At 76.4% G+C, this 20,261-nt stretch carries 13 protein-coding genes; 6 read left to right on the plus strand and 7 right to left on the minus strand.

Translation table 11 applies throughout. The features are described from left to right. Positions 1-203: 203 nt before the first annotated feature. Entirely contained in the window at positions 204-1,088 is an 885-nt protein-coding gene (locus tag CLV72_RS17475) for a hypothetical protein (RefSeq protein WP_106247385.1), read from the plus strand. A 704-nt stretch (positions 1,089-1,792) separates the two neighbouring features. Here CLV72_RS17475 and CLV72_RS17480 read toward each other — a convergent pair. The 4 genes from CLV72_RS17480 to CLV72_RS17495 all read right to left on the minus strand — a co-directional run bounded on the left by CLV72_RS17480 (position 1,793) and on the right by CLV72_RS17495 (position 9,198). After that, positions 1,793-2,698, minus strand: coding sequence for an ABC transporter ATP-binding protein (locus tag CLV72_RS17480; protein ID WP_106247388.1), 906 nt, complete (start codon positions 2,696-2,698; stop codon positions 1,793-1,795). A 1,986-nt stretch (positions 2,699-4,684) separates the two neighbouring features. After that, a complete protein-coding gene (locus CLV72_RS17485) occupies positions 4,685-5,722 on the minus strand; it encodes a FecCD family ABC transporter permease (RefSeq protein WP_211302926.1) in 1,038 nt (345 codons plus the stop codon). Beyond that, the gene (locus CLV72_RS17490; RefSeq protein WP_211302927.1) at positions 5,719-6,795 is read right to left on the minus strand and encodes a FecCD family ABC transporter permease; all 1,077 of its coding nucleotides are present in this window, start codon (positions 6,793-6,795) and stop codon (positions 5,719-5,721) included. Before CLV72_RS17490 ends, CLV72_RS17485 begins: the two co-directional genes overlap by 4 nt. A 1,416-nt stretch (positions 6,796-8,211) precedes the next feature. After that, positions 8,212-9,198, minus strand: coding sequence for an ABC transporter substrate-binding protein (locus CLV72_RS17495; RefSeq protein ID WP_106247394.1), 987 nt, complete (start codon positions 9,196-9,198; stop codon positions 8,212-8,214). A 554-nt stretch (positions 9,199-9,752) separates the two neighbouring features. On the opposite strand from CLV72_RS17495, the gene CLV72_RS17500 reads away from it, so the two are divergent. Together CLV72_RS17500 and CLV72_RS17505 are read left to right on the plus strand one after the other, a co-directional pair. Beyond that, entirely contained in the window at positions 9,753-11,210 is a 1,458-nt protein-coding gene (locus CLV72_RS17500) for an FAD-dependent monooxygenase (RefSeq protein ID WP_106247397.1), read from the plus strand. After that, positions 11,197-11,778, plus strand: coding sequence for a TetR/AcrR family transcriptional regulator (locus CLV72_RS17505; protein ID WP_106247400.1), 582 nt, complete (start codon positions 11,197-11,199; stop codon positions 11,776-11,778). Before CLV72_RS17500 ends, CLV72_RS17505 begins: the two co-directional genes overlap by 14 nt. A gap of 39 nt (positions 11,779-11,817) precedes the next feature. Here the strand turns inward: CLV72_RS17505 and CLV72_RS17510 are convergent, their stop codons facing one another. Continuing rightward, positions 11,818-12,771: a GNAT family N-acetyltransferase gene (locus CLV72_RS17510; RefSeq protein ID WP_106247403.1), complete on the minus strand. Its 954-nt coding sequence runs from the start codon at positions 12,769-12,771 to the stop codon at positions 11,818-11,820. Between the two features lie 116 nt (positions 12,772-12,887). On the opposite strand from CLV72_RS17510, the gene CLV72_RS17515 reads away from it, so the two are divergent. Next, positions 12,888-13,367, plus strand: a complete 480-nt coding sequence (locus tag CLV72_RS17515) for a nucleoside deaminase (RefSeq protein ID WP_211302928.1) — start codon at positions 12,888-12,890, stop codon at positions 13,365-13,367. A 16-nt stretch (positions 13,368-13,383) separates the two neighbouring features. Here the strand turns inward: CLV72_RS17515 and CLV72_RS17520 are convergent, their stop codons facing one another. Continuing rightward, complete coding sequence (locus tag CLV72_RS17520) at positions 13,384-14,286, minus strand: alpha/beta fold hydrolase (protein ID WP_106247404.1); 903 nt, start codon at positions 14,284-14,286, stop codon at positions 13,384-13,386. Between the two features lie 248 nt (positions 14,287-14,534). Between CLV72_RS17520 and CLV72_RS17525 the strand changes: the two genes are divergently transcribed. Both CLV72_RS17525 and CLV72_RS17530 read left to right on the plus strand, forming a co-directional pair. Further along, positions 14,535-15,257, plus strand: coding sequence for a dienelactone hydrolase family protein (locus CLV72_RS17525; RefSeq protein ID WP_106247406.1), 723 nt, complete (start codon positions 14,535-14,537; stop codon positions 15,255-15,257). Positions 15,258-15,449: 192 nt separating this feature from the next. Continuing rightward, positions 15,450-16,943 carry an SIP domain-containing protein gene (locus CLV72_RS17530; RefSeq protein WP_245930279.1) on the plus strand — a complete coding sequence of 498 codons (1,494 nt, stop codon included), beginning with the start codon at positions 15,450-15,452 and terminating at the stop codon, positions 16,941-16,943. Positions 16,944-16,993: 50 nt separating this feature from the next. On the opposite strand, the gene CLV72_RS17535 is transcribed toward CLV72_RS17530, so the two are convergent. Further along, positions 16,994-20,122, minus strand: a complete 3,129-nt coding sequence (locus tag CLV72_RS17535; RefSeq protein ID WP_170141013.1) for an alpha-L-rhamnosidase — start codon at positions 20,120-20,122, stop codon at positions 16,994-16,996. Positions 20,123-20,261 lie beyond the last annotated feature (139 nt).

Here is a 20,261-nt window from a genome sequence, read left to right on the forward strand (position 1 = left end):
TGACCCGCCCCGGGGTCTCGGGCGCCGCCCCGTGCGCGTCCCATCCGACCCGAGCGGACGCCCCGGCCGCCGACACATACGCGCACACACCGCCCCGAGCGGTACCCGGCCCGCCGCCGAGCACCGCACCGATCGATACGGAAGGAGAGCCCGCCGAGGAAGGCGCACCGGCTCGAACCACGGCCGCAGGAGGCACCACCCTGGTGCTGTCACTGCTCCCGGCCCGCACGACTTGGCGGTACGGGCCGCGCTCACTCCCGGTGCTGCTGCTCGACCTCGGGCACGCCGTCGCGTCCCTTCTGGCCGCGGCACGTGCGCTCGGCATGCACGCGGTCGCGGAGTTCGGCGTACCGGGCGAGCGATTGGCGGCGCCGGCCGCACTGCCGTGGCACGACGGCGCGGTCCGCTGGCCGGGCACCGCACCCGAGTTCCCACTCGCGGCGGTGCACCTCGGCGGCCCCGTCGACCTCACCGGGCCCCGCCGCGCCGACTCGGGCGTCCGCCCCGAGGCGGAACCGCGCTCGGTCATCGCGGCCGCCCAGTCGGCGCACCGGATGGTCGCGGCGGCACTGTCGCGGCTGGCCGCCCCCGATCCGCCCCGAATGGCCGCGACGGCACCGCCCGGTGCGCACAGCTGGTCCTCGGCCACCGGGCCCGCCTTCACCGCCGCGGCGCTGCTCGCCCGCAGCAGCGCCCCCTGGCAACGGATCGCCACGGCCGCCGAATCCGACTGGACCGACGTACTGGCGGCGGCCCGCGCCCACGTCGGCGCCCGCGCCGCTCTGCTGCGCCCCCGCGCGCACCCGGCCGCGGCCCGCGCGCTGGCGGACCGCTCCTGCGGTCAGCCGGTCTGCGCCGCCGCCGACGCGCTCCTCCTCGTCTTCGCCGCCCCCGAAGCGTGCATCCAGCACACCCTGCACACGTACACCACCGCCGCACGCGCCGTCCACGCCGCCTGGCTCACCGCGACCGAGGCGGGCCGCGCCGCCCGCCCCATCGGCTGCTGGATCGACGCGGGCGCCATCCCCCACCCGGACAACGGCACACCCGCACGCCTGGTCCACGCCCTGGCCCTGGGCGATGGCTGAGACCATGCCCGCCCGGCCCGCTCCCGTCCGCCGAGGCCGAGCGGCGACCGGGCGCCGGTCCCGCCCGGCGCCGGTCCTCGCTCCCGGTTCCGCCGACGGGCCCCATGAGCAGCACCGCCGACCCACGCGTCGAAGCACACCCCCGACCCGTCCGCGCAGATTCCGACGGGTGCCGAGTCCCATGCCGCCTCGTCACGACTCCCGCTCACGATGGCCGTCCAAGACCGATCCCACAGTGATTCGGCCGGCGGTCAGCGGGACGTGCCCTCCGGTTCAGCACAGCGGAGGCGAGCGGAGCCACCGAGCACACCCACCGAATGCCGCCACGCGGACACCGCCGCCCTTGACATGCTCACCTGCAGACGCGCTCCCCCGCACCCGAGGGCCTTCACCTCACAGCGATTCGCGCAGAAGGCGGCGGGGTGCCGCTCTGACCATCGCGGACAACGCGATCGAAGAAACCGAAGACGCCCACCGACGCCTCCCGCGTGAGCCCCCAACGGCAGACGGCAGCGGCCACACGGCAGAACGCCCGTCCAGAGGGCAGCGGGGCGCGCCGTGCAGACCATCACGGACGAAATGACGTGCGACGACCCAAGACGCCCGCCGCCGACTCCCGAGTGGAGCCCTCAGCGCGGGCACCGCCGCCCGTCGGCATGCCCACCTGCAAACGCGATCCGCCCGCACCCGCGCGGGCCTTCACCTCACAGCGGTTCGTCCAGGAGGCAGCGGGGTGTGCCGTGCAGGTCATCGTGGACGACGCGGCCGGAGACGCCGAAGACCCGCGCCAGCAGGTCCGGGGTGATGACGTCGGTGGGCGGGCCGTCGGCGGCCACGCGGCCGTCGGCGAGGGCGACGATGCGGTCGGTGAAGCGGGCGGCGTGGTCGAGTTCGTGGAGGACGTACACGACGGTGAGGTCGCGTTCGGCGCGGAGGCGGCGGACGAGGGTCAGCACTTCCAGTTGATGGCGCACGTCGAGGTGGGCGGTCGGCTCGTCGAGCAGCAGTACGGGGGTGCGCTGCGCGATCGCCAGAGCGACGCGGACGCGCTGCCGCTCACCGCCCGACAGAGTGTCGAGCACCCGGTCGGCCAGCCCGGTCACGCCCGCGGCGTCGAGGGCGGCGTCGATCTCGGCCGACTCCCCCTGCACCAGCATCCCGAACGGCCCCCGGTGCGGGTAGGCGCTCTGCCGGACCAGCTGCCGCACGGTCAGGCCGGGCACCGGTGGCAGCGACTGGTGCAGCACCGCCACCCGCCGCGCGATCTCGCGCCGCGACAACCGGCGCAGCGGCCGACCCTGCAGCTCGATGGCGCCCCGGTCGGGGCTGAGCAGTCCGGCCAGCAGCCGCAGCAGGGTGCTCTTGCCGCACCCGTTCGTCCCGACGAGCGCCACCGTCTCGCCCGCGCGGATCGTCAGATCCACCCCGTCCAGCACCGGCCGCCCCGCGTACCCGAACGCGACGTCGGCCACCTCGAACACCGGCTCACGCGGGCCGCCCGGCCCGTGCGCCCCAGCCGTGACCGGCGAGGGCGACCTGTTCGAATCACGGACCGGCACACCGGCGTCCGTTCGTCGGCCGTCCGCGCCGACGAGCGTCTCATCCGCCATCACGCACATCCTCCCCACGCCGTTCGCCACCGGACGGCGCCGCCGCGACGGCACGAAGCCGCGCCGCCCCTGAGACGACTCCCTCCGCACCGGAAGCCTCCGGCCACCGGATCCCGCCCGCTTCGCTCCGCCCTTTCGTGCCCGGCCACCGCCGCGACGCGGCACACGCACCCGACCGGGCGATCAACCGGTGCACCGGCGGCGTCGACATGCCCGGCCGAGCAGGGTCGCCAGCCCACCGCACCCCGCCGGACCGCGTGCGTTCGATGGCCGGTGGACGGTTCGGACACGTCGGCAGAGCCGTCGACGGCCCCGCAGGAGCGGTCCCGCTCCACGCCGCCAAGCCCCGGTCCGACCGCGCCCTCTCCGCGAGATGGTCCGCTCCATCCGGCGCCGGGATACCGACGGTCGAGCGCGGCGCGGCTCCCCGCCGCCGCTCTCCGCGTCGGCCGCCCCCGGCGGACGACGCGCGCCCGCTCCGAGCGTCACCGGCACCTACCGACAGCGCCGCCGCCCCCGACCGCACCCGGGCGCCACGGCACTCCTCCGCGCCGGCGGCCGCGACTCCGGAGGTCGTCGGCGGCCCTCCGCAGACGACCCCGTTCCGCGTCGCGAGACCCGCACCCGGGTTCAGCCGGGTTCTGACCGCACCCGCGTCCACTCCGTCCGAGACCTGGAGTTCGATGGCCCCGCTCGACGCGGCTCCCCGCCCCTTTCCCGGCACGGCGGCCATCGGCGTGGACGCCGTGCGACCGCTCAGGCCACCACCGGCACCCGCGGACAGCGCCGACGCACTCGACCGGGCGCCGAGGCCGCCACGCTGCTTCGCGGTGAGCGGCGAGCGTTCGGAGGGCGGCGAAGCGTTCGTGGACCTCGACGAGTCCGCCGCCGGTCCGGTCGGGTCGGTGCTGCTCCGCGCCGCCTGGCGCACTCCCGCGCCGAACTCATTCCCTTCCATACCGATATTCGCTCGATCCGGCGCATGGGCGTCACCGGCGCCGAGCAGCACGGCATCCCCTTGCCGCTCCGCACCGATCGGCCCCGCCTCGGAGCCCGAAGTCCCCTCGGTCAGATCACCACCGGGGTCGGACGAAGCTCGATCGCCGCCATACTTCGCGCCGGAGGGCGCGACTTCGGGGGGCACCGACGGCGCTCCCGGACCGGTCCCGCTCCGGATCGCCGGGCCCGCCGGTATGACCGGCCGAGCGCTCTGCAAGCTCGCGCTCAAATCGAAGCAGGCGCCCGCGTCAGACACCTCGATCGGCGCGGCCGTCCCGCGTCCCTCGTCCAGCGCGGCGGCCGCCCCAGCGGACGGCACGCACCCGCTCAAGGAAGCGCGAGGACCCGATCGGGTGCGGCGGCCACCGGCTTCCTCGCCGCCGGAGCGCGGGCTTCCAGAAGTCGGCGGCCCGGTCGAGGGCACCGGCGCATCCGCCGCCGACTCACCGGCCACCGGGGCGGCCGGTGGTCCGCCCGGTCCACTCCCGTTCCGCACCACGAGCAAGGCGCCCGTGGCCGACCGGGGGCTCGCCGCCCCCGCGTCCACTCCGTCCGCCGGCCCAACCGCATCGGGTCCGGGCGGCGCGGATCCGGGACGGCTCTCTCCGGACCCGGCCGTCGCTTCGACGGACGACACGCGTGCGGCCACGGGAGCGCCGGAGCCCGGCGACGGCGCCGACACGCTCGACCGGGTACGGCCGTCACCACGCTGTTCGGCGTGCAATGGCGTGGGTCCAGAGGTCACCGGGCCATTCGTGGACCCTGGCACGTCGGCCCTCGGCCCACCGGCCGCCGCAGGGTACGGTGCCGGTGCGCGGTCGGTCCCGCGCCGCGCCGCCGCGTCCGCGCCCGCGTCCGTTCCGTCCGGCGCGTGAGGGTCAGCGGTGTCGGCCGCCTCGGTCGACGGGCCGGACCGGGACAGGATGAGGTCACGGGCGGTCCTGGCCATCACCTGGCCGGGCGGTCGGCCCGTCCGGTGGTCGGAGGTCATGTGGCCGTCCTTTCCATGGCGGCTCCGCGGCCGCCTCGGCGGACCACCAGGACCAGGGCGGCCGCGCCGAGGACGGCGGTGACGACGCCCGTAGGCAGGCCGAGGCGCTGGCCGTCCACCTCGGCGGCGAGCCAGCGGCTGCCCAGCTGGGCGAGGGCGTCCGCGCCCGTCACCGCGGCGGCGCCCAGCGCGGCGGCGGCGGGTACGCCGAACCTCGGGTCGGAGCCCGCGGCGGCCCTGGCCAGGTGCGGGACGACCAGGCCGACGAAGGCCACCGCGCCCGCCAGGGCGACGGCCCCGGCCGCCAGGGCCACGGCGCCCGCGAGGGCGACGCCCCGTGCGCGGGCGGCGGGCAGGCCGAGGGCGGCGGCGTGGTCGTCCCCGGCGCCCAGGACGCCGAGCGCCGCCGATCCCAACCACACGCAGCCGAGCGCCACCGCGATCCACGGCCCGGCGACCGCGAGGTGGTCCCAGGTGCGGCCCTCGACCGAGCCGACCAGCCACCGGAGCGCGTTGCCGAAGCGGCTCGGCTGGTAGGCGAGCAGCATGGTGGTCAGGCCGGTGAGCAGTGCCGAGCACAGCAGCCCGTACACGACGAGCTGGGCGGAGTCGTGCTCGCGCGCCAGCAGCCAGGTCAGCGCACCGCCCGCCAGCCCGCCGACGAGGGCGGCGGTCAGCGCGCCCGCGGCCGACGCGGCGTCGGTCAGGCCGAGCACCAGCGCGAGCAGCAGCCCGAGGACGGCCCCGGGGTTCACCCCGGTCAGTTCGGGCGCGGCCAGCGGGTTGCGCAGCACGAGCTGGAGCACCAGCCCGGCCACGCCCAGCGCCGCGCCGACGAGCAGGGCGGTGGCGGCCTGCGGGAAGCGCAGGGTCCACATGATCTGCGCCTGCTGTCCGGAGCGCTCGCCCGCGAGCACGTCGGCGACCACCCCGGCCGGGATGTCGCCGTAGGCGAGCACATTCGCCAGCGCGCACAGCGCCGCGGCCGCCGCGAGCGCGGCGGCCACCACCGGTCCCCGTACGCGCCGCCTCACCGCGCCACCTCCTCGGCCGCGGCCGGGGCCGGGCGCGCCGACCGGCGCAGCAGCACCAGCCCGGTCCCGATGCCGACCACGGCGGTCCACGCCCCGAGCGGCGTCTCGACGGGGGCGAAGACCAGGCGGGCCGCCTGGTCGGCGCCGAGGGTGACGAGCGCGCCGATCAGCGCCGTCCACGGCAGCCAGCCGCGAGCGTCGGCGGACGGACGCAGCCGACGGGCCAGCAGCGGCGCCAGGAAGCCGACCCAGGCGATCGGCCCGCACGGCCCGACCACCCCGGCCACCAGCAGCGCCGCCAGCGCGATCAGCCCGAGCCTGGCCCAGCCCACCCGCACGCCCAGCGACGCGGCGGCGTCGTCGCCGAGCCGCAGCAGCCCGAGCACGGGCATGGCCAGCAGCGTGAGCGGGACGGCCAGCAGGGTCCACGGCAGCAGCTGGGCGACGTGCTCCCAGGTCATCCGGGTCAGGCTGCCGACCAGGTAGCGGAAGAGGCTGTCGTACTGCAGCCGGCTCGCGGTGGAGAGCACCGCCAGGGTGAGCGCCTGCACGGCCGTCGACGCGGCCGCGCCGATCAGCAGCACGGACTCCGCGCCGCGCCCGAGCCGGGCCGCCGCCAGGCAGACCGCCCCGCCCGCCAGCGCACCGCCGAGCGCGGCCGCCGGGTGCAGGCCGAGCGGCACCGGCAGCCCCCACACCACGATCATCGCCATCACCAGCGAGGCGCCGCCGGACACTCCGAGCAGTTCGGGCACGGCCAGCGGGTTGCGCAGCGCCTCCTGCATCAGCAGCCCGGCCACCGCGACGGCCGCGCCCGCCAGCACCGCCACGATCAGCCGCGGCAGCCGCAGCTCCCACAGCACCACGTACGCCAGCCCGTCTCCCTCGGCCAGCACCGCCGGGAGCCGGTGCACGCCGATCACGGGCTCGCCCAGCGACAGCGCCACCGCGCCGAGCCCCAGCAGCAGCGCGAACATCCCCCCGGCGGCGAGCAGGGTGGGCACCTCGCCGCGCGACCGGGCCGCCCCCGCGACGGCCTCGTCCGCCCGGCCGGTCAACGTGCGCCCGCTCACCCCACCGCCCCGCCCTCACGCCGCCCGATCCGGCAGCGGCGATCGGTGGCCGACCGGCCACTCCACGTCTCCCTGCCTCCCCGGCACGAGCGCCCGGAACCGCCATACCGCGCCGCTCGGCCGCGCGACCGCGCCCTGTCGGCACCACGCGGCGCACGGCGGCACAGACCGCCGTTGAGGACGCATCGTCCACTCACGAACACCACCCCCTCACGCCCACACGACCGGCCACCGACGGCACCCGCCTGCGCTTGCTCACCGCACCGCCCCAGCGGGCAGCCGCGCTCGCACACCGACCACGGGCCGCAGCGACCCCGCGCGTGCGCGCCCGCTCCCCCGCGCGAAGCCCCAGAGCCGCCCTCCCGGGCCGCCCGGCCATTGCGACCGCGCTCCGGCGACCCCGCGCGGCGCCCGGCGGCACGGACCACGACCGAGGACGCATCGTCCGTTCACGGCAATCCGCACCCCTCACACCCACGCCCACACGACCGGCCATCGACCACACCCACCTACCTGCGCTCACACCGCTCCGCCCGGCGACGCCGACCGGTCTCCCGCAGGACGCACCGCTCGCCCACCCGACCCACCCGGCAAGGGCGTTCACCGGCCGACCGGAGGACCGCGCCGAACCGCGCATCCGCGCCCGCTCCACCGCACCAACGCCCAAGGCCGTCGTGCGGCGCAGCGCGGCCGCGCCCTCCGCCGCTCAGCGCACCGCGGAGCCGACCGCCGCCGAGGACGCGTCCCCCGTTCACGAACACCACACCCTCATGACCACGAACACGACCGCACCCGCCTGCGCCTGTTCACCGCACTGCTCCGCCCTCGCATCGGCAGCGGCGGTCGGTCGGCGGACGCACCAGCCCGCACATCCGCACGGCCGTTGCGGACCGCGCTGTTCGCGCGCCGCCGCTGCGGACGCATCGGCCGCTCAGCGTCCCGGCGCACAGCAGCGAGCGCCGTTCCCCTGGCCGTATGGCCGCGTCGGTTCCGCTCTCGTGCCGCCCGGGCCTCGGATGGTCGCGGCCGCGCACCGAGGGCGGGTCGCAGGTGCGTACGCCCGCGCTCAGCACGAAGCGTCCACGGCTTACGGACCCGGCGGGCGGCTTCGGCTCGGGGGACCGTCGCCCTGCCGCGCGCCGAGGCGGCATCAGGGGCACCGCCGAGGCGGCGCCACCGTGTCCGCCGCATGCTCGCGCCCGGCCGGCCTGCGGCCACGAGCGTCCACAGCACCTGAGCGACCGTTCACCCGGAGGCGCCGCAATGACGGGCCCGCGCACGGCGGGTGTCGGAGGGCCGCATCGGCCGGGCCGACCCGCGCCGCCGCGCCGCCGGATCCGCGCCGGAGCGAACTGGCGGCCCCGCCGCGCCGGGACCCTGCCGCCGGGCGGCCGTCGACCGGTCCAAAGCCGTTGTTCACTGCAGGGCCTGGTCGATGGCCTGGTCGAGGATGAGGGTCATGGCGCGGGTGCCGCGGCCGGTGCCCCATAGGGCGGGGTCGACCTCGTAGACGCGGTCGTCGCGGACGGCGGTGATCTGGTTCCAGACGGGGTCGTCGGCGTACTCCTCGGCGACGGAGGCGTCGCCGAAGCTCTGGATGAAGATGACGTCGGGGTCTTCGGCGAGGATCTGCTCGACGCTGTAGGCCTGGGCGGTCTCGAAGCCGCCGCCGAGGCTCGGCCAGGGGTAGTGGAAGACCTGGGCCAGCAGGTTTCCGGGGAGGACCTCGTCGGTGTCGACGCCGATGGTGCCGACGCCGCCGTACATGGACAGGACGGTCAGTTCTCCGGCGCCGCGCTGCTCGGCGCGCTGCCGGGCGTCGGTGAGGGCGGTGGCGAAGCGCTGCTCGGCGGCGGCCTGCTGTTCGCCGCGACCGGTGAGCCGGGCGAGGTCGCGCAGGTAGGCGATGGAGTCGGTGTAGGTGGAGGCGTCGAGGTTCCACAGCGGGGCGTGCGCTTCCAGCGCGGGCGCCAGCTGCTCGTGCACTCCGGCGAGGCCGATGACGAGGTCGGGGTCCTGCCGGACGATGTCCTCGGGGCGTTCGGTGCCGAAGCCGCCGCCGATGGTCTCGACCTCGCCGGCCTGCTCGCCGAGGTAGCCGTCCAGGGCGAGCAGGTCGGCGGAGGTGGACGCGACCGGGCGCAGGCCGAGTTCGAGCAGGATGTCGTCGCACAGGCCGGTCAGGCAGACGATCCGCTCGGGGACGGCCGCCAGGGTGATCTCGGTTCCGGCGTGGTCGGTGATGGACAGGGACGGTTCGACGGGCGTCGCCTCGGCCACCGGTGCGATGCTCGATGGCGCCGCCGCCTCGGCGCCGTCCTCGGCGGCGGTGCCGCAGGCGGCCGCCAGGCTCAGACTCGCCGCGACGGCGGCAATGACCGGTACAGCTCGCGCAGGCGGCATGGGGGCACCGTTTCCTCTGCTCAGGGCCCGGCGGGGACGCGGACGCCTTTTCGGGTGGGCTTGACTCGATTTAGAATGATAACCGTTCCCATTAGCCACGTGCAGCACCGGGCCGCGAACCGCTCGGGACGAGCACCCGCGACCGCCGCCGGGGCGCCCACCCGCCGCGACGAACGCGTCGCATGAGGTGGTACCCGCCGGACCGGCGCCCCGCACCCGCCGACCGCGCGGTGTTCGGGGAGTCGTCGGAAAAGCGGTCCACTCGTCGAAAGAGACGGGCCTTCCGATGAGGAGTCAGAAGGCGCACCCATTCCCACCTGGGTGTACGCCGCGCGGCTCGCCTTCTCCTCGGCGTGGACCAGCGCGGTCGCGCTGATGACGCGCTCCGCCCCGAGCCGTCCGCCGTTCCCGGACGGGTCCGGCACGCACTCGCGCCGAGCCCGTTCCGCCCCCTGGCACCACCCCCTTGGCGCCGTCCCGCGCAGCAGATACGCTACAAACGTAGCGCTACGAATGTAGCGCACAGCTGCGACGCAAGAAGAGAAGGAGTCCCGATGGACGACGTCGTCATCGTCGGCGCGGGTCCCAGCGGCCTGATGGCCGCCTGCGAGCTGGCGCTGGCCGGGGTGCGCTGCCGGATCGTCGAGCGCAGGGCGGCCGGGGGCAATGTCACCCGCGCCTTCGCGCTGCACGCCCGCGCGCTCGAACTGCTCGACGCACGCGGGCTCGCCGACGAGCTGCTGGCCGTGGGGAACGCCCTCCGCACCGTCCGGCCCGCCTACGTGTCCGAACTGGACTTCGGTGAGCTCGACACCCGGTACCCGCTGCTGCTGTTCGTACCGCAGAACGGCACCGAGCAGGTGCTGGAGCGGCGCGCCCGCGAACTCGGCGTGCCGGTCGACCGGGGCGCGGCCGTCGTCGGGCTGGAGCAGGACGCCGGCGGGGTCGGGCTGGAGCTGGACTCCGGCGCCGTGCTGCCCGCCCGCTACGTGATCGGCGCCGACGGCGCGCACAGCGCGGTGCGCCGGCTGGTCGGCACGGAGTTCGACGGCGAGACCTACCCCTCGCGCATGGTGCTGGCCGACGTCCGGCTCGCGCCGGACGCGCCCGAACCGCCCATGGACTCCTTCGGTCCCGAGGGCGTGGTCGTGGCGCTGCCCTTCGGCGACGGCTGGTACCGCGTCGGCGCCTGGCTGACCCGCGCCGACACCGGCGCCCCGCCGGACATCCGCGAGCTGCGCGCGTCCTTCCGGCGCATCGCCGGCACCGACTACGGCATGGGCGAGCCGCGCTGGATCTCGCGCTTCACCTGCCAGCGCCGGCTGGCTCGGCAGTACCGCACCGGCCGCGTCTTCCTCGTCGGCGACGCCGCGCACCTCAGCTCGCCGATGGGCGGCCAGGGCATGAACACCGGCGTACAGGACGCGGTCAACCTCGGCTGGAAGCTGGCCGCCGCCGTCCACGGCCGGGCGCGCCCCGGGCTGCTGGACAGCTACCACGCCGAGCGCCGCCCTGTCGGCGCGGCGGTGCTGGAGCTGACCGACGGGCTGACCCGCGTCGCGCTGAGCGGTTCACGGCTGCGGCTGGCCGTCCGCCGCGGGCTGATGGGCGCGCTGCTGCGCACGCCCCCGGCGCGCCGGCGCCTTCTCGGCCGGCTGAGCGGGCTGGGCCTCGCCTACCCCCCGCTCACCGACGGCGCCCACCGCTCCGCCGGCCGCCGCGCCCCCGACGGCCGCACGGACCGGGGCCGGCTGTACGAACTGCTGCGCGACGGCCGGTTCGCGCTGATCACCCGGGACGGCACCGCGCCGGGCGGGTGGGGCGGCCGGGTGCGGGCGGCGCGGGCCGAGGCGGCCGCCTGGCCGGCGGCGACCCTCGTCCGCCCGGACGGGTACGTCGCGTGGGCGGCCGACCGGGTCGACGCGGGCGCGATCCGCGCGGCTCTGCTGGAATGGTGCGGACCGGCCGAGGGAGCCGCCGAGGAGGATCCGCCGCACCGTGCCGCCGCCTAACACGCAACGCCGCGAGCAGCTCGCCGACGCCGCCATCGAGGTACTGGCCGGGGAGGGCGCCCGCGGGCTGACCCACCGCGCGGTCGACGCCGCCGCCGGCGCGCCTCCGGGCACCGCCTCGCGCTACTTCCGCACCCGCGAGGCGCTGGTGCGCGGCGTCGTCGAGCGGGTCACCGCCCGCGTCGTCGCCGAGGTCGACGGGATGATGGTCCGGCCGGTCGGCCCCGACCGGCTTGAGGAGGTCCTGACCGCGGAGCTGCACCGCCTGCTCACCGTGGACGACTCCCTGCCGGCCGCCCTGCTCGAACTGCACCTGGAGAGCCGGCGCGAACCAGCGCTGCGCGGGCCGCTGGCCGAGGCCACCGCCGCCCGCGCCGGCATGGTCCTCCGCCAGTGCCGGGCGGCCGGGGTGGACCTCTCCGGGCAGGACGCCCTGCTGCTGGAGATGACCACGATCGGCATCCTGTTCACCGCCATGACCGCCCGCCCCGACGACCTCGAAGGGCTGCTGCGCGCCGCCGTGCGCACGGCGCTGGAACGCCATCTGCCGGGTGCCCCGGGCGGGTAGCTCCCGGACGCGCTCCGTTGCGGCCCGGACGGCCGGTCCTCAGCCCGCGGCCGCGGCCTTGATCAGCGGCGCGTCGCGCGAGACCATCGTGAACCCGACGCCGTAGTACAGCTCGCGCGCCGCGGGGCGCCCCGGCGTGCCGACGCAGACGACCGTCATGTGCTCGGCCCCGGCCGCCCGCGCCAGCCGCATGCCGTGCAGCAGCATCGCCCGGGCCAGCCCCAGGCGGCGGTAGCCGGGGTGCGTGCCGACCGGCTCGAAGGCGGCGGTCGTGTTCGCCTCGTCCAGCCACATGATCGTGGAGGACGCCATCGTGCCGTCCGGCGCCTCGACCAGGACGTGCAGGTCGCCGCGGTAGGCCGCCGTCCGGCGTACGCCCTCGTAGGCTTCGGCCGTGTACGACGAGGGGGCCCAGGCGTCCACATGGGCCTGGACCGCGGCCTGCGGCCCGGCCTCGTCGGCGGTGCGGAAGCGGAAGCCGTCCGGCAGCACCGGCCGCTCGATCTCGCCGAGCCCACGCTGGTTGAGCTGGGTCCAGAAGCCGTTGTCGCCCAGTGAGGCGGGGTCGGTGCGGTAGCCGTGGGCGGCCCAGCGCTCCAGGGCGTAGGCGTCGGCGGCGCTCGGCAGCACGGTGCGCTCGAGGTCCTTCGCCGTGGCGTCGTACCAGTCGATCACCTCGTCGACCAGTCCGGCGTGGTCGGGGTGCACCTGGTAGGCCAGGTAGGCGCCGGTGATGTCCTTCACCGAGCCGTCGCCGCGCCGCACCTGGTGCGGAAGCTCGACCCAGGCCCACGCCACCAGCTCGCCGCCGGAGAACCACAGCCGGCGCGGCCAGGTCGCGCCGCGGGCGGCGTGCCCCTTGCCCCAGTTCCAGGCGAGCTCCCCGTAGGCGGCGTCGCTGTTCACCAGGTCGAGGCGGGTGGCGGTGACGCGCTGCGCCAGGCCCTGCATCAGCCGCAGGTCGGCCTCGGACACCACGTCGACGTTCGTCATGGGGCGAACTGTGTCAAAACTCCGCGGAGCCGTCGAACCCTTTTCGGCCGCTTCCGGCCGGGCCGCCCCGCCGTAAGGTGATCACGCCGCGGACCGACCGGAACGAGGAGGGCGACGTGCTGGACGAGACCGACCTGCGCTGGCTGAACCGCTGCGCGGACCTGGCCGAGGAGGCGCTGGCAAAGGGCGACGAGCCCTTCGGCTCCGTGCTGGTCGGGGGCGACGGCGTCCTGCTGGGCGAGGACCACAACCGGGTCGCCTCCGGCGATCAGACCCGCCACCCCGAGTTCGCGCTGGCCCGCTGGGCGGCGGCCAATATGGCGCCCGGAGACCGCGCGGCCGCCACCGTCTACACCTCGGGCGAGCACTGCCCGATGTGCTCGGCCGCGCACGCCTGGGTCGGCCTGGGCCGCATCGTCTACGCGGTCTCCTCCGAGCAGCTGTCCGGCTGGCTGGCCGCGCTCGGCGTCCCGCCGGGGCCGGTACGGCCGCTGCCGGTCCAGCAGGTCGCGCCGGGGGTCGCCGTGGCGGGGCCGGCACCGGAGCTGGCCGAGCGGATGCACCGCCTGCACCGCCGCTTCCACGGCGCCGGCTGAGCGCGCCGCCGCCCGCTCAGTCCGCGGCCGGCGTGTCGCCGTGGTCGAGTTCGGCCAGCAGCGCGGCCACCGCGCCGGGGCGCTCGTACAGTGCCAGGTGCCCGGCGGCCGGCAGGGTGCGCACGCCCACGCCGAGCAGCCTGCGGGCCGGGCCGATCAGCCGTTCGGGCGGGAAGAAGCCGTCGTGGTCGCCGGTCGCCACCGCACGCGGGGTGCCGTCCCAGGCCCGTACGGACGCGTCGGGCAGCGGCGCGGGCGCCAGGGTGGTGCGGCAGTGCCGGGCCACCAACTGCATCCACTCGGCGGCGGCCTGCGCCTCGGGCACCTCGCCGGGGCCGCTCATGAAGTCGATCAGGCGGCGGCTCCGCTCGGGGCTGGGCGCCAGCAGCCATGGCAGGGTGCGCCCCAGCAGCGCCGGACTGAGCCGGGCGTGGCACAGCCCGCCGGGGTTGACCAGCAGCAGGCCGGCCACGCGCGGCGAGGGTTCGGCGGCGAGCGCGACGGCGGCGCCGAGGGAGTGGCCGAGCACGATCAGGCGCCGCTCGGCGGTGGCGGCCAGCACCTCGCGCAGCCAGCCGGCGTAGCGCGGCGGCCCGCCGACCGGCCGGGTGGCGGAGCTGAGCCCGGGCTGGCCGGGGAGGTCCACCATGATCACCGGCCGGTCGCCGGCCAGCCGGCGCGCGACGGCGACCGTGGTGGCGGCGTTGAAGTTGGTGCCGGGGAGCAGCAGCACCGGGGTGGCCGGCCCGCCGCCCGCGCGGAACAGCTGGGTGCGGCCGAGGGTGGTGTCGAGGGTGGGCAGCGGGCGCAGTTCGGGCCAGGCGGAGATCCTGGCCTGGCACCACTCGCGGACGCGGGCCTCGCCCTCGGCGTCGCGGTAGACGGGGCGGAAGGCGGGGCTGCGGCGGGGGGCGTTCACGGGCTGGTGGCTCTCCTGTTCGCATGGCAGGGCGACGCGTCCGCCGACCAGACTTCCCGGCACACCCGCTCGGAGACTACCCCGCCCGCCGCGGCGCCGGCGCCCCCCTCCCGCCCCTCCCGCTATGCCGGTTCCGGCCGCCCGCACCGGCTTCCCGCTCCGTGGCAGGCCGTGCGGGTGATCCCCTAGAGTTTCGTGCGCGGCCGCAGCATCCCCGTCGGCCGCGGGCATCAGGAAGGCGATCGGACATGGCGGACGTCGACCTCACCCCGCAGGCCGCGGAACGCGGCGGCTCCCGGCCGCTCGGCGGCTACCTCGCCCGGCCCGAGGGCGCGGGCCCCTGGCCCGGCGCGGTGATGCTGCACGAGGCCTTCGGGCTCAACGACGTCATCCGCCGCCAGGCCGACCGCCTCGCCCGGGCCGGCTACCTCACCCTCGCCGTCGACCTGTTCAGCGCGGGCGGCGCGGTGCGCTGCCTGGTCGCGACGATGCGCGCGATGGTGTCGGGGCGCGGCCGCGCCTTCGCCGACATCGCCGCCGCACGCGACTGGCTGACCGCCTCGCCCGACTGCACCGGGAAGGTCGGCGTGATCGGCTTCTGCCTGGGCGGCGGTTTCGCGCTGCTCACCGCGAACACCGGCTTCGACGCCGCCTCGGTGAACTACGGGCAGCTGCCGCGCGACCCCGACACCGCGCTGGCCGGCGCCTGCCCGGTCGTCGGCAGCTACGGCGGGCGCGACGGCTCGCTGCGCAACGCGTCGGCGCGGCTGGAGGCGGCGCTGACCCGGGCCGGGGTGGTCAGCGACGTGAAGGAGTACCCCACCGCGGGCCACTCCTTCCTCAACGACGCCGAGGTGGGGCCCGCCCCGATCCGCCGCTTGCTGCGGGTGACCGGCGCGGGGCCCGAGCCCGAGGCGGCGGCCGACGCCTGGCGCCGGATCGAGTCCTTCTTCGGCGAGCACCTGCGCTGACGTCCGGCGGTGTACCTCCGGCCGTCCTGCCCGGCCGCCTTCCGCCCAGCCGTTGACTGTGGTCCAGATCACTAAAGCGATCATGAATTGAGCCTTGACTTTTTCGCGGCCTCATTTGTTAGACCTCTGATTCGGGTCTTGAACCGACCCGATCAGCTCAACTATCTTTGGAAGGTTGCGATGGAGCAGTCGTTGCCAGTCCGGCTCATCCGGGTGGTCGGCACCGAACGGATCACGCCGCACCTGGCACGCGTCACCTTCAGCGGCGACGGCCTCGCCGGAGTCACCCCCCTCGACCCGGACCAGGAAGTGAAGCTCTACTTCCCCCGCCCCGGCCAGGCCGAGCCCCGGCTGCCGGAGCCGTCCGGCGACTTCACCCGCTGGTACCAGGCGTTCACCGCCATCCCCGAGGACGAGCGGCCCTGGATGCGCAGCTACACCCTCCGCTCCACCGACCCCGTGCGCGGCGAGGCCGTCATCGACTTCGTGCTGCACCCCGACGCCGGTCCGGCCACCCGCTGGGCGCTGGCGGCCCGCCCCGGCGACACCCTGGGCATGTTCGGCCCCTCGCCCTACTTCGCCCGCCCGGTCCGGCTGCTCGCCTCCGTCAGGGCGGCCGACTGGCTGCTGATCGCCGGCGACGAGACCGCGCTGCCGGCCATCGCGGCCATCCTCGAACAGCGCGATCCCGCCACCCCCGCCCTCGCCTTCATCGAGGTGGCCGGGCCCGAGGACGAGCTGCCGCCGGCCGCGAAGGGGACGGCGGAGGTGCGCTGGCTGCACCGGGGCTCCGTCCCTCCGGGCCGCGCCGATCTGCTCCCCGAGGCGGTGCGCGCCGCCGAGTTCCCGCCGGGGCGGCCCTTCGCCTGGCTGGCGGGGGAGGCGGGCACGGTCCGGACGCTGCGCCGCCACCTCATCGGCGAGCGCGGCCTGGACCGCGCCTCGATCGAGTTCACCGGCCACTGGCGGCTGCGGCTCAGCCAGGACGACGCGCCGACCGAGGACGACCTGGCCGAGGCGCGCGAGCGCGTCGCCGCCGCCGAGGCCGCCGCCTCCGCCCCGCCCGCGCCGCGCGCCGGGCTGCCCGAGCTGTCCAGGGACATGTTCGACAACGCCTACCGCGCCCATGCCGCCCCGTGGGTGACCGGCGCCCCGCAGCCCGCCGTCGTCGCCCTGGAGCGGGCCGGCCTGATCAGCGGATCGGTGCTCGACCCGGGCTGCGGCACCGGGGAGAACACCGTCCACCTGGCCCGGCTCGGCTACGACGTGCTCGGCCTGGACTTCTCCGAGGTCGGGATCGAGCAGGCCAGGGCGAAGGCCGCCGAGCAGGGGGTGGCGGCCCGGTTCGAGGTCGGCGACGCGCTGGACCTGGGCGGCGAGACCCGCTTCGACACCGTCGTGGACAGCGCCCTGTTCCACGTCTTCGACGCCGAGCATCAGGCGGCCTACCTGCGCAGCCTGCACCGCGCCTGCCGCCCGGGCGCCGTGGTGCACGTGCTGGCCCTGTCCGACGAGGGGCCCGGCTACGGGCCGGTGATCGGCGAGGACGCGATCCGCACCGCGTTCACCGAAGAGGCGGGCTGGCGGCTGGAGGAGCTCGGCCGCACCACCTACCAGGGCGTGCTCGGCCCCGACGGCGGACTGGGCGAGCTGCCCGCCTGGCTGGCCAGGGCCCGCCGGATCTGAGCGGATCGCGGCGCCGGTCCGGGACTCCTGCCCGGACCGGCGCCGCCCGCTCACCGGACCGGGGCCGTCATCCGGTGCCGTCCCGAGCCCAGCTCGCGCCGCTCACCGCCGGGCAGGTCCAGCTCGGCCACCGCGTTCACCGGCACCGTCAGCTCCAGCGCGATCTCCTCGCCGCGCCGCCGCCAGGCCACCGCCACCCGGCCGCGCACGGTGTCCAGCGCCGCGCTCGCCGACGGCGGGCCGCCGTGCGGCCGGGGCGCCACCCGGAAGCGCGCCCAGCCCGGTGCCAGCGGCTCCACCCCGGCCACCCGCTCCACCAGCCAGCGCAGGATCCCGCTGAGCGTGGGGTCGTTGCGGCCGCGTGCGTCCTCCTCCCAGTTCTCCCACAGGGTGGTGGCGCCCAGTTCGCGCCAGAACCCGTAGCCCGGATGGGCGCGGCGCTGGAAGACCCGGTACGCCAGGTCGGGGCGCCCGTTGTCGGTCAGCGCGAAGGCCAGCGCCGGGGTGCCGGCCGCGCCGGTGTCCAGGTGGCCGCGCTCCTCGACGTCGGCGATCAGATTGGCCGCCACCGCCGCCGCGTGCGGCCGCGGCACCAGCCCGAAGAACAGCGGCAGGGCGTTGCTGGTCTGCCGGTAGCCCTCGCCCTGGCCGGTGCGGTAGATCCCGGCCGAGGTATCCAGGAACATCGTGTTGAAGCCGGTGGTCAGCTCCTCGGCCCGGGTCCGCCAGGCACCCGCCTGCCCGGCCTCGCCCACCAGCTCGGCCAGGGCCGCCGCGTCGCGCAGCGCCTGGATGACGTACGCGGTGCCGACCAGGTCGCCGCCCTCGGGCGGGAAGGGGTTGGGGAACTGGCTGCCGGGCGGCTGCGGCGGGTACCAGTCGGCGAACCAGTCGTGGAAGACGCCGCCGTCGGAGCGGGCCAGCATCCACTCCACGCACCGGCGCACCGGCTCGTAGTGCCGCTCGGGCACGGTCGGGTCGCCGTAGGTGAGCCAGTAGCGGCGGACCAGGAACGGATATACCGAGGTCGCGCTGGGAGTCGGCCGGGCGGTGCCCGCCATGGTGCCCATCGGGATGATCATCGGCAGCTCCCCGTCGGGCGCCTGGAGCAGCCGGATGTCGTCCAGCCACTTGCCGAGGATCGACGCCGCCGCGAACTGGTGCAGCAGCGGCCCGCCGGAGTGGATGGTCGAGGTGGTCCAGGCGAACCTGCTGGAGGCGGCGTCGGGCATGCCGTGCAGGCCGTTGCGGAGCGTCCGCTCGGTGGCGTCGGCGATCCACCGCAGCACCGGTTCGTCCACCTCCAGGCCCAGGGTGGCCGGCAGGTCGTTGGCGACGGTGGAGGCCACCAGGTCGAGCCGGCGCGGTGCGCCGGTGACCTCGACGTAGCGGAAGCTCTTGTAGCCCCACGACGGCTGCCAGCTCTCGGTGCCCGAGCCCGACGCGGTGTACTCGTCGCGCAGGAAGCGCCCGTCGACGGCATTGTTCTCCAGGCCGCCCGGGGTGCCCAGCTCGATCCGGCCGCTCTCGCCCAGCTTCTCGTGGTACTGGACGCGCACGGTGGTGCCCGCCGCCAGCCGGCCGCGCAGCCGGACCCAGCCCGCGCGCACCGCGCCGAAGTCGTACAGGTACACGCCGTCGGCCGGACGCGTCACCGAGACCGGCTCGACGGCGCCCAGGACCCGGATCGGCTCGGTGGGGTCGGCCTCCAGCCGTCCGCCGGGCGCGGGCACCACGGCGGCGGGCCGCCAGCCCTCGGCGCTGTGGCCGGGTGTGGACCAGCCGGACAGCTCGGCGGCGCGCCGGGCGTCGTAGGACTCGCCGGAGAAGACGCCGTCGTAGGTGGTGGGCCCCTCGGTGACCTGCCAGTCGGGGCCGGTGCCGATGGTGAGCCGCCGTCCGTCGTCCAGGGTGACCGCCAGCATCGCCCGCGCCCGCGGCTCGGCGATCCACCTCGCCAGGTTGGTGCCGTCGGTGTCGGGCGCCCGGGTGCCGTAGTAGCCGCGGCCGAGCGCGATGCCGACGGCGTTGCCGCCCCGGCGGAGCAGGCCGGTCACGTCGTGGGTGGTGTACAGCGAGCGCAGGTCGAAGTCGGTGCCCGGCGGGCTCAGCTCGGCGTCGCCCACCCGCTCGCCGTTCACCCAGGCGACGGCGTGCCCGAGCCCGGCCAGGTAGAGCCGGGCGGAGACGGGGGCGGCCGGCAGCTCGAAGGCGTGCCGCAGCAGCGGGTCGGCGGGCGGCGCGGGCGGGATGCCGTAGACCCAGCGGTCGGCGCCCGGGTCGGCGGTGCCGTCGGCGAAGGCGGTGCCCTCCGGGTAGCCGTCGTTCGGGTACTCCCCGTCCACCGGATCGCCGTAGTCGGCGGTGATCCAGCTCAGCTCGCCCTGCGGCTCGGACAGCTCCAGGTACAGGGTGCCGGGGCCGACCGGCTCGGCCAGGTCCAGGCGGCCCTGGGCGTTGGCGTAGCGGTCGCCGACCAGATCGGTGACGGCGGTGCGGGCGAGTTCGGCGCCGCCGGGGCCGTCCGCGCGCAGGGTCATCACGCAGCCGCCGCGCTCGCCCTCCGGGACGCCGAGCAGCACGGCCAGGGTGGCGAGCGGGCCGTGCGCCACCAGGCTCTGGCCCAGGGTGCCGCCCGGGGGCAGCGGGACGCGCTCGGTCTGCTGCGGCCCGACCACCCGCACGGCCGAGGGCACGTCGGCGCCGGTGCCGATCCAGTCGGCCGTCCACTCGTCCTGGCCGAGCAGGGCCGTCTCGAACCAGGCGGGCTCGCTGACGGGCCCCTGCGCGCCCGCCTCGTCCCACACCCGCACCGCCCAGTGGTAGCGGGTGCGCGAGCGCAGCGCGGGGCCGCCGTAGCGGCGCGCGGTCTGCTCGGCGGACTCCACCCGGCCGGAGTCCCACACGTCGGGCCGGTCCGCCATCAGCAGTTCGCGGCTGGAGGCGACGGTGATCCGATAGGCGCGCTGGGCGCGGCCGGTGCCGCCGGCGCGCAGCCGCCAGCCGAAGCGGGGCGCGGCGGCGTCGATGCCGAGCGGGTCGGCGCGGTGCTCGGTGGTGAGGCCGACCGGGCGGAGCGGTCCCGCGGTGTCGGCGCGGGCGGCGCCGGCGGCCAGCGCGCTCAGCGCCGCCGCCCCCGCCATCCCGCCCAGCGCGGTCCTGCGGTTGATCTCGAACATGGGCTGCCCTCCCGAGCGTCGGAAACTCGGGCCATCGTCACCGCGGCGGCATACTCCCGGCGTCCCGTGGGGAGCGTAAGCGGCCGTACGCGGCCCGACGTAGCCGGCGCGCGGCCGGTGCGCCCGACCGGCGGCGACG

Source organism: Allonocardiopsis opalescens (genome assembly GCF_003002095.1).
GTDB lineage: Bacteria > Actinomycetota > Actinomycetes > Streptosporangiales > Streptosporangiaceae > Allonocardiopsis > Allonocardiopsis opalescens.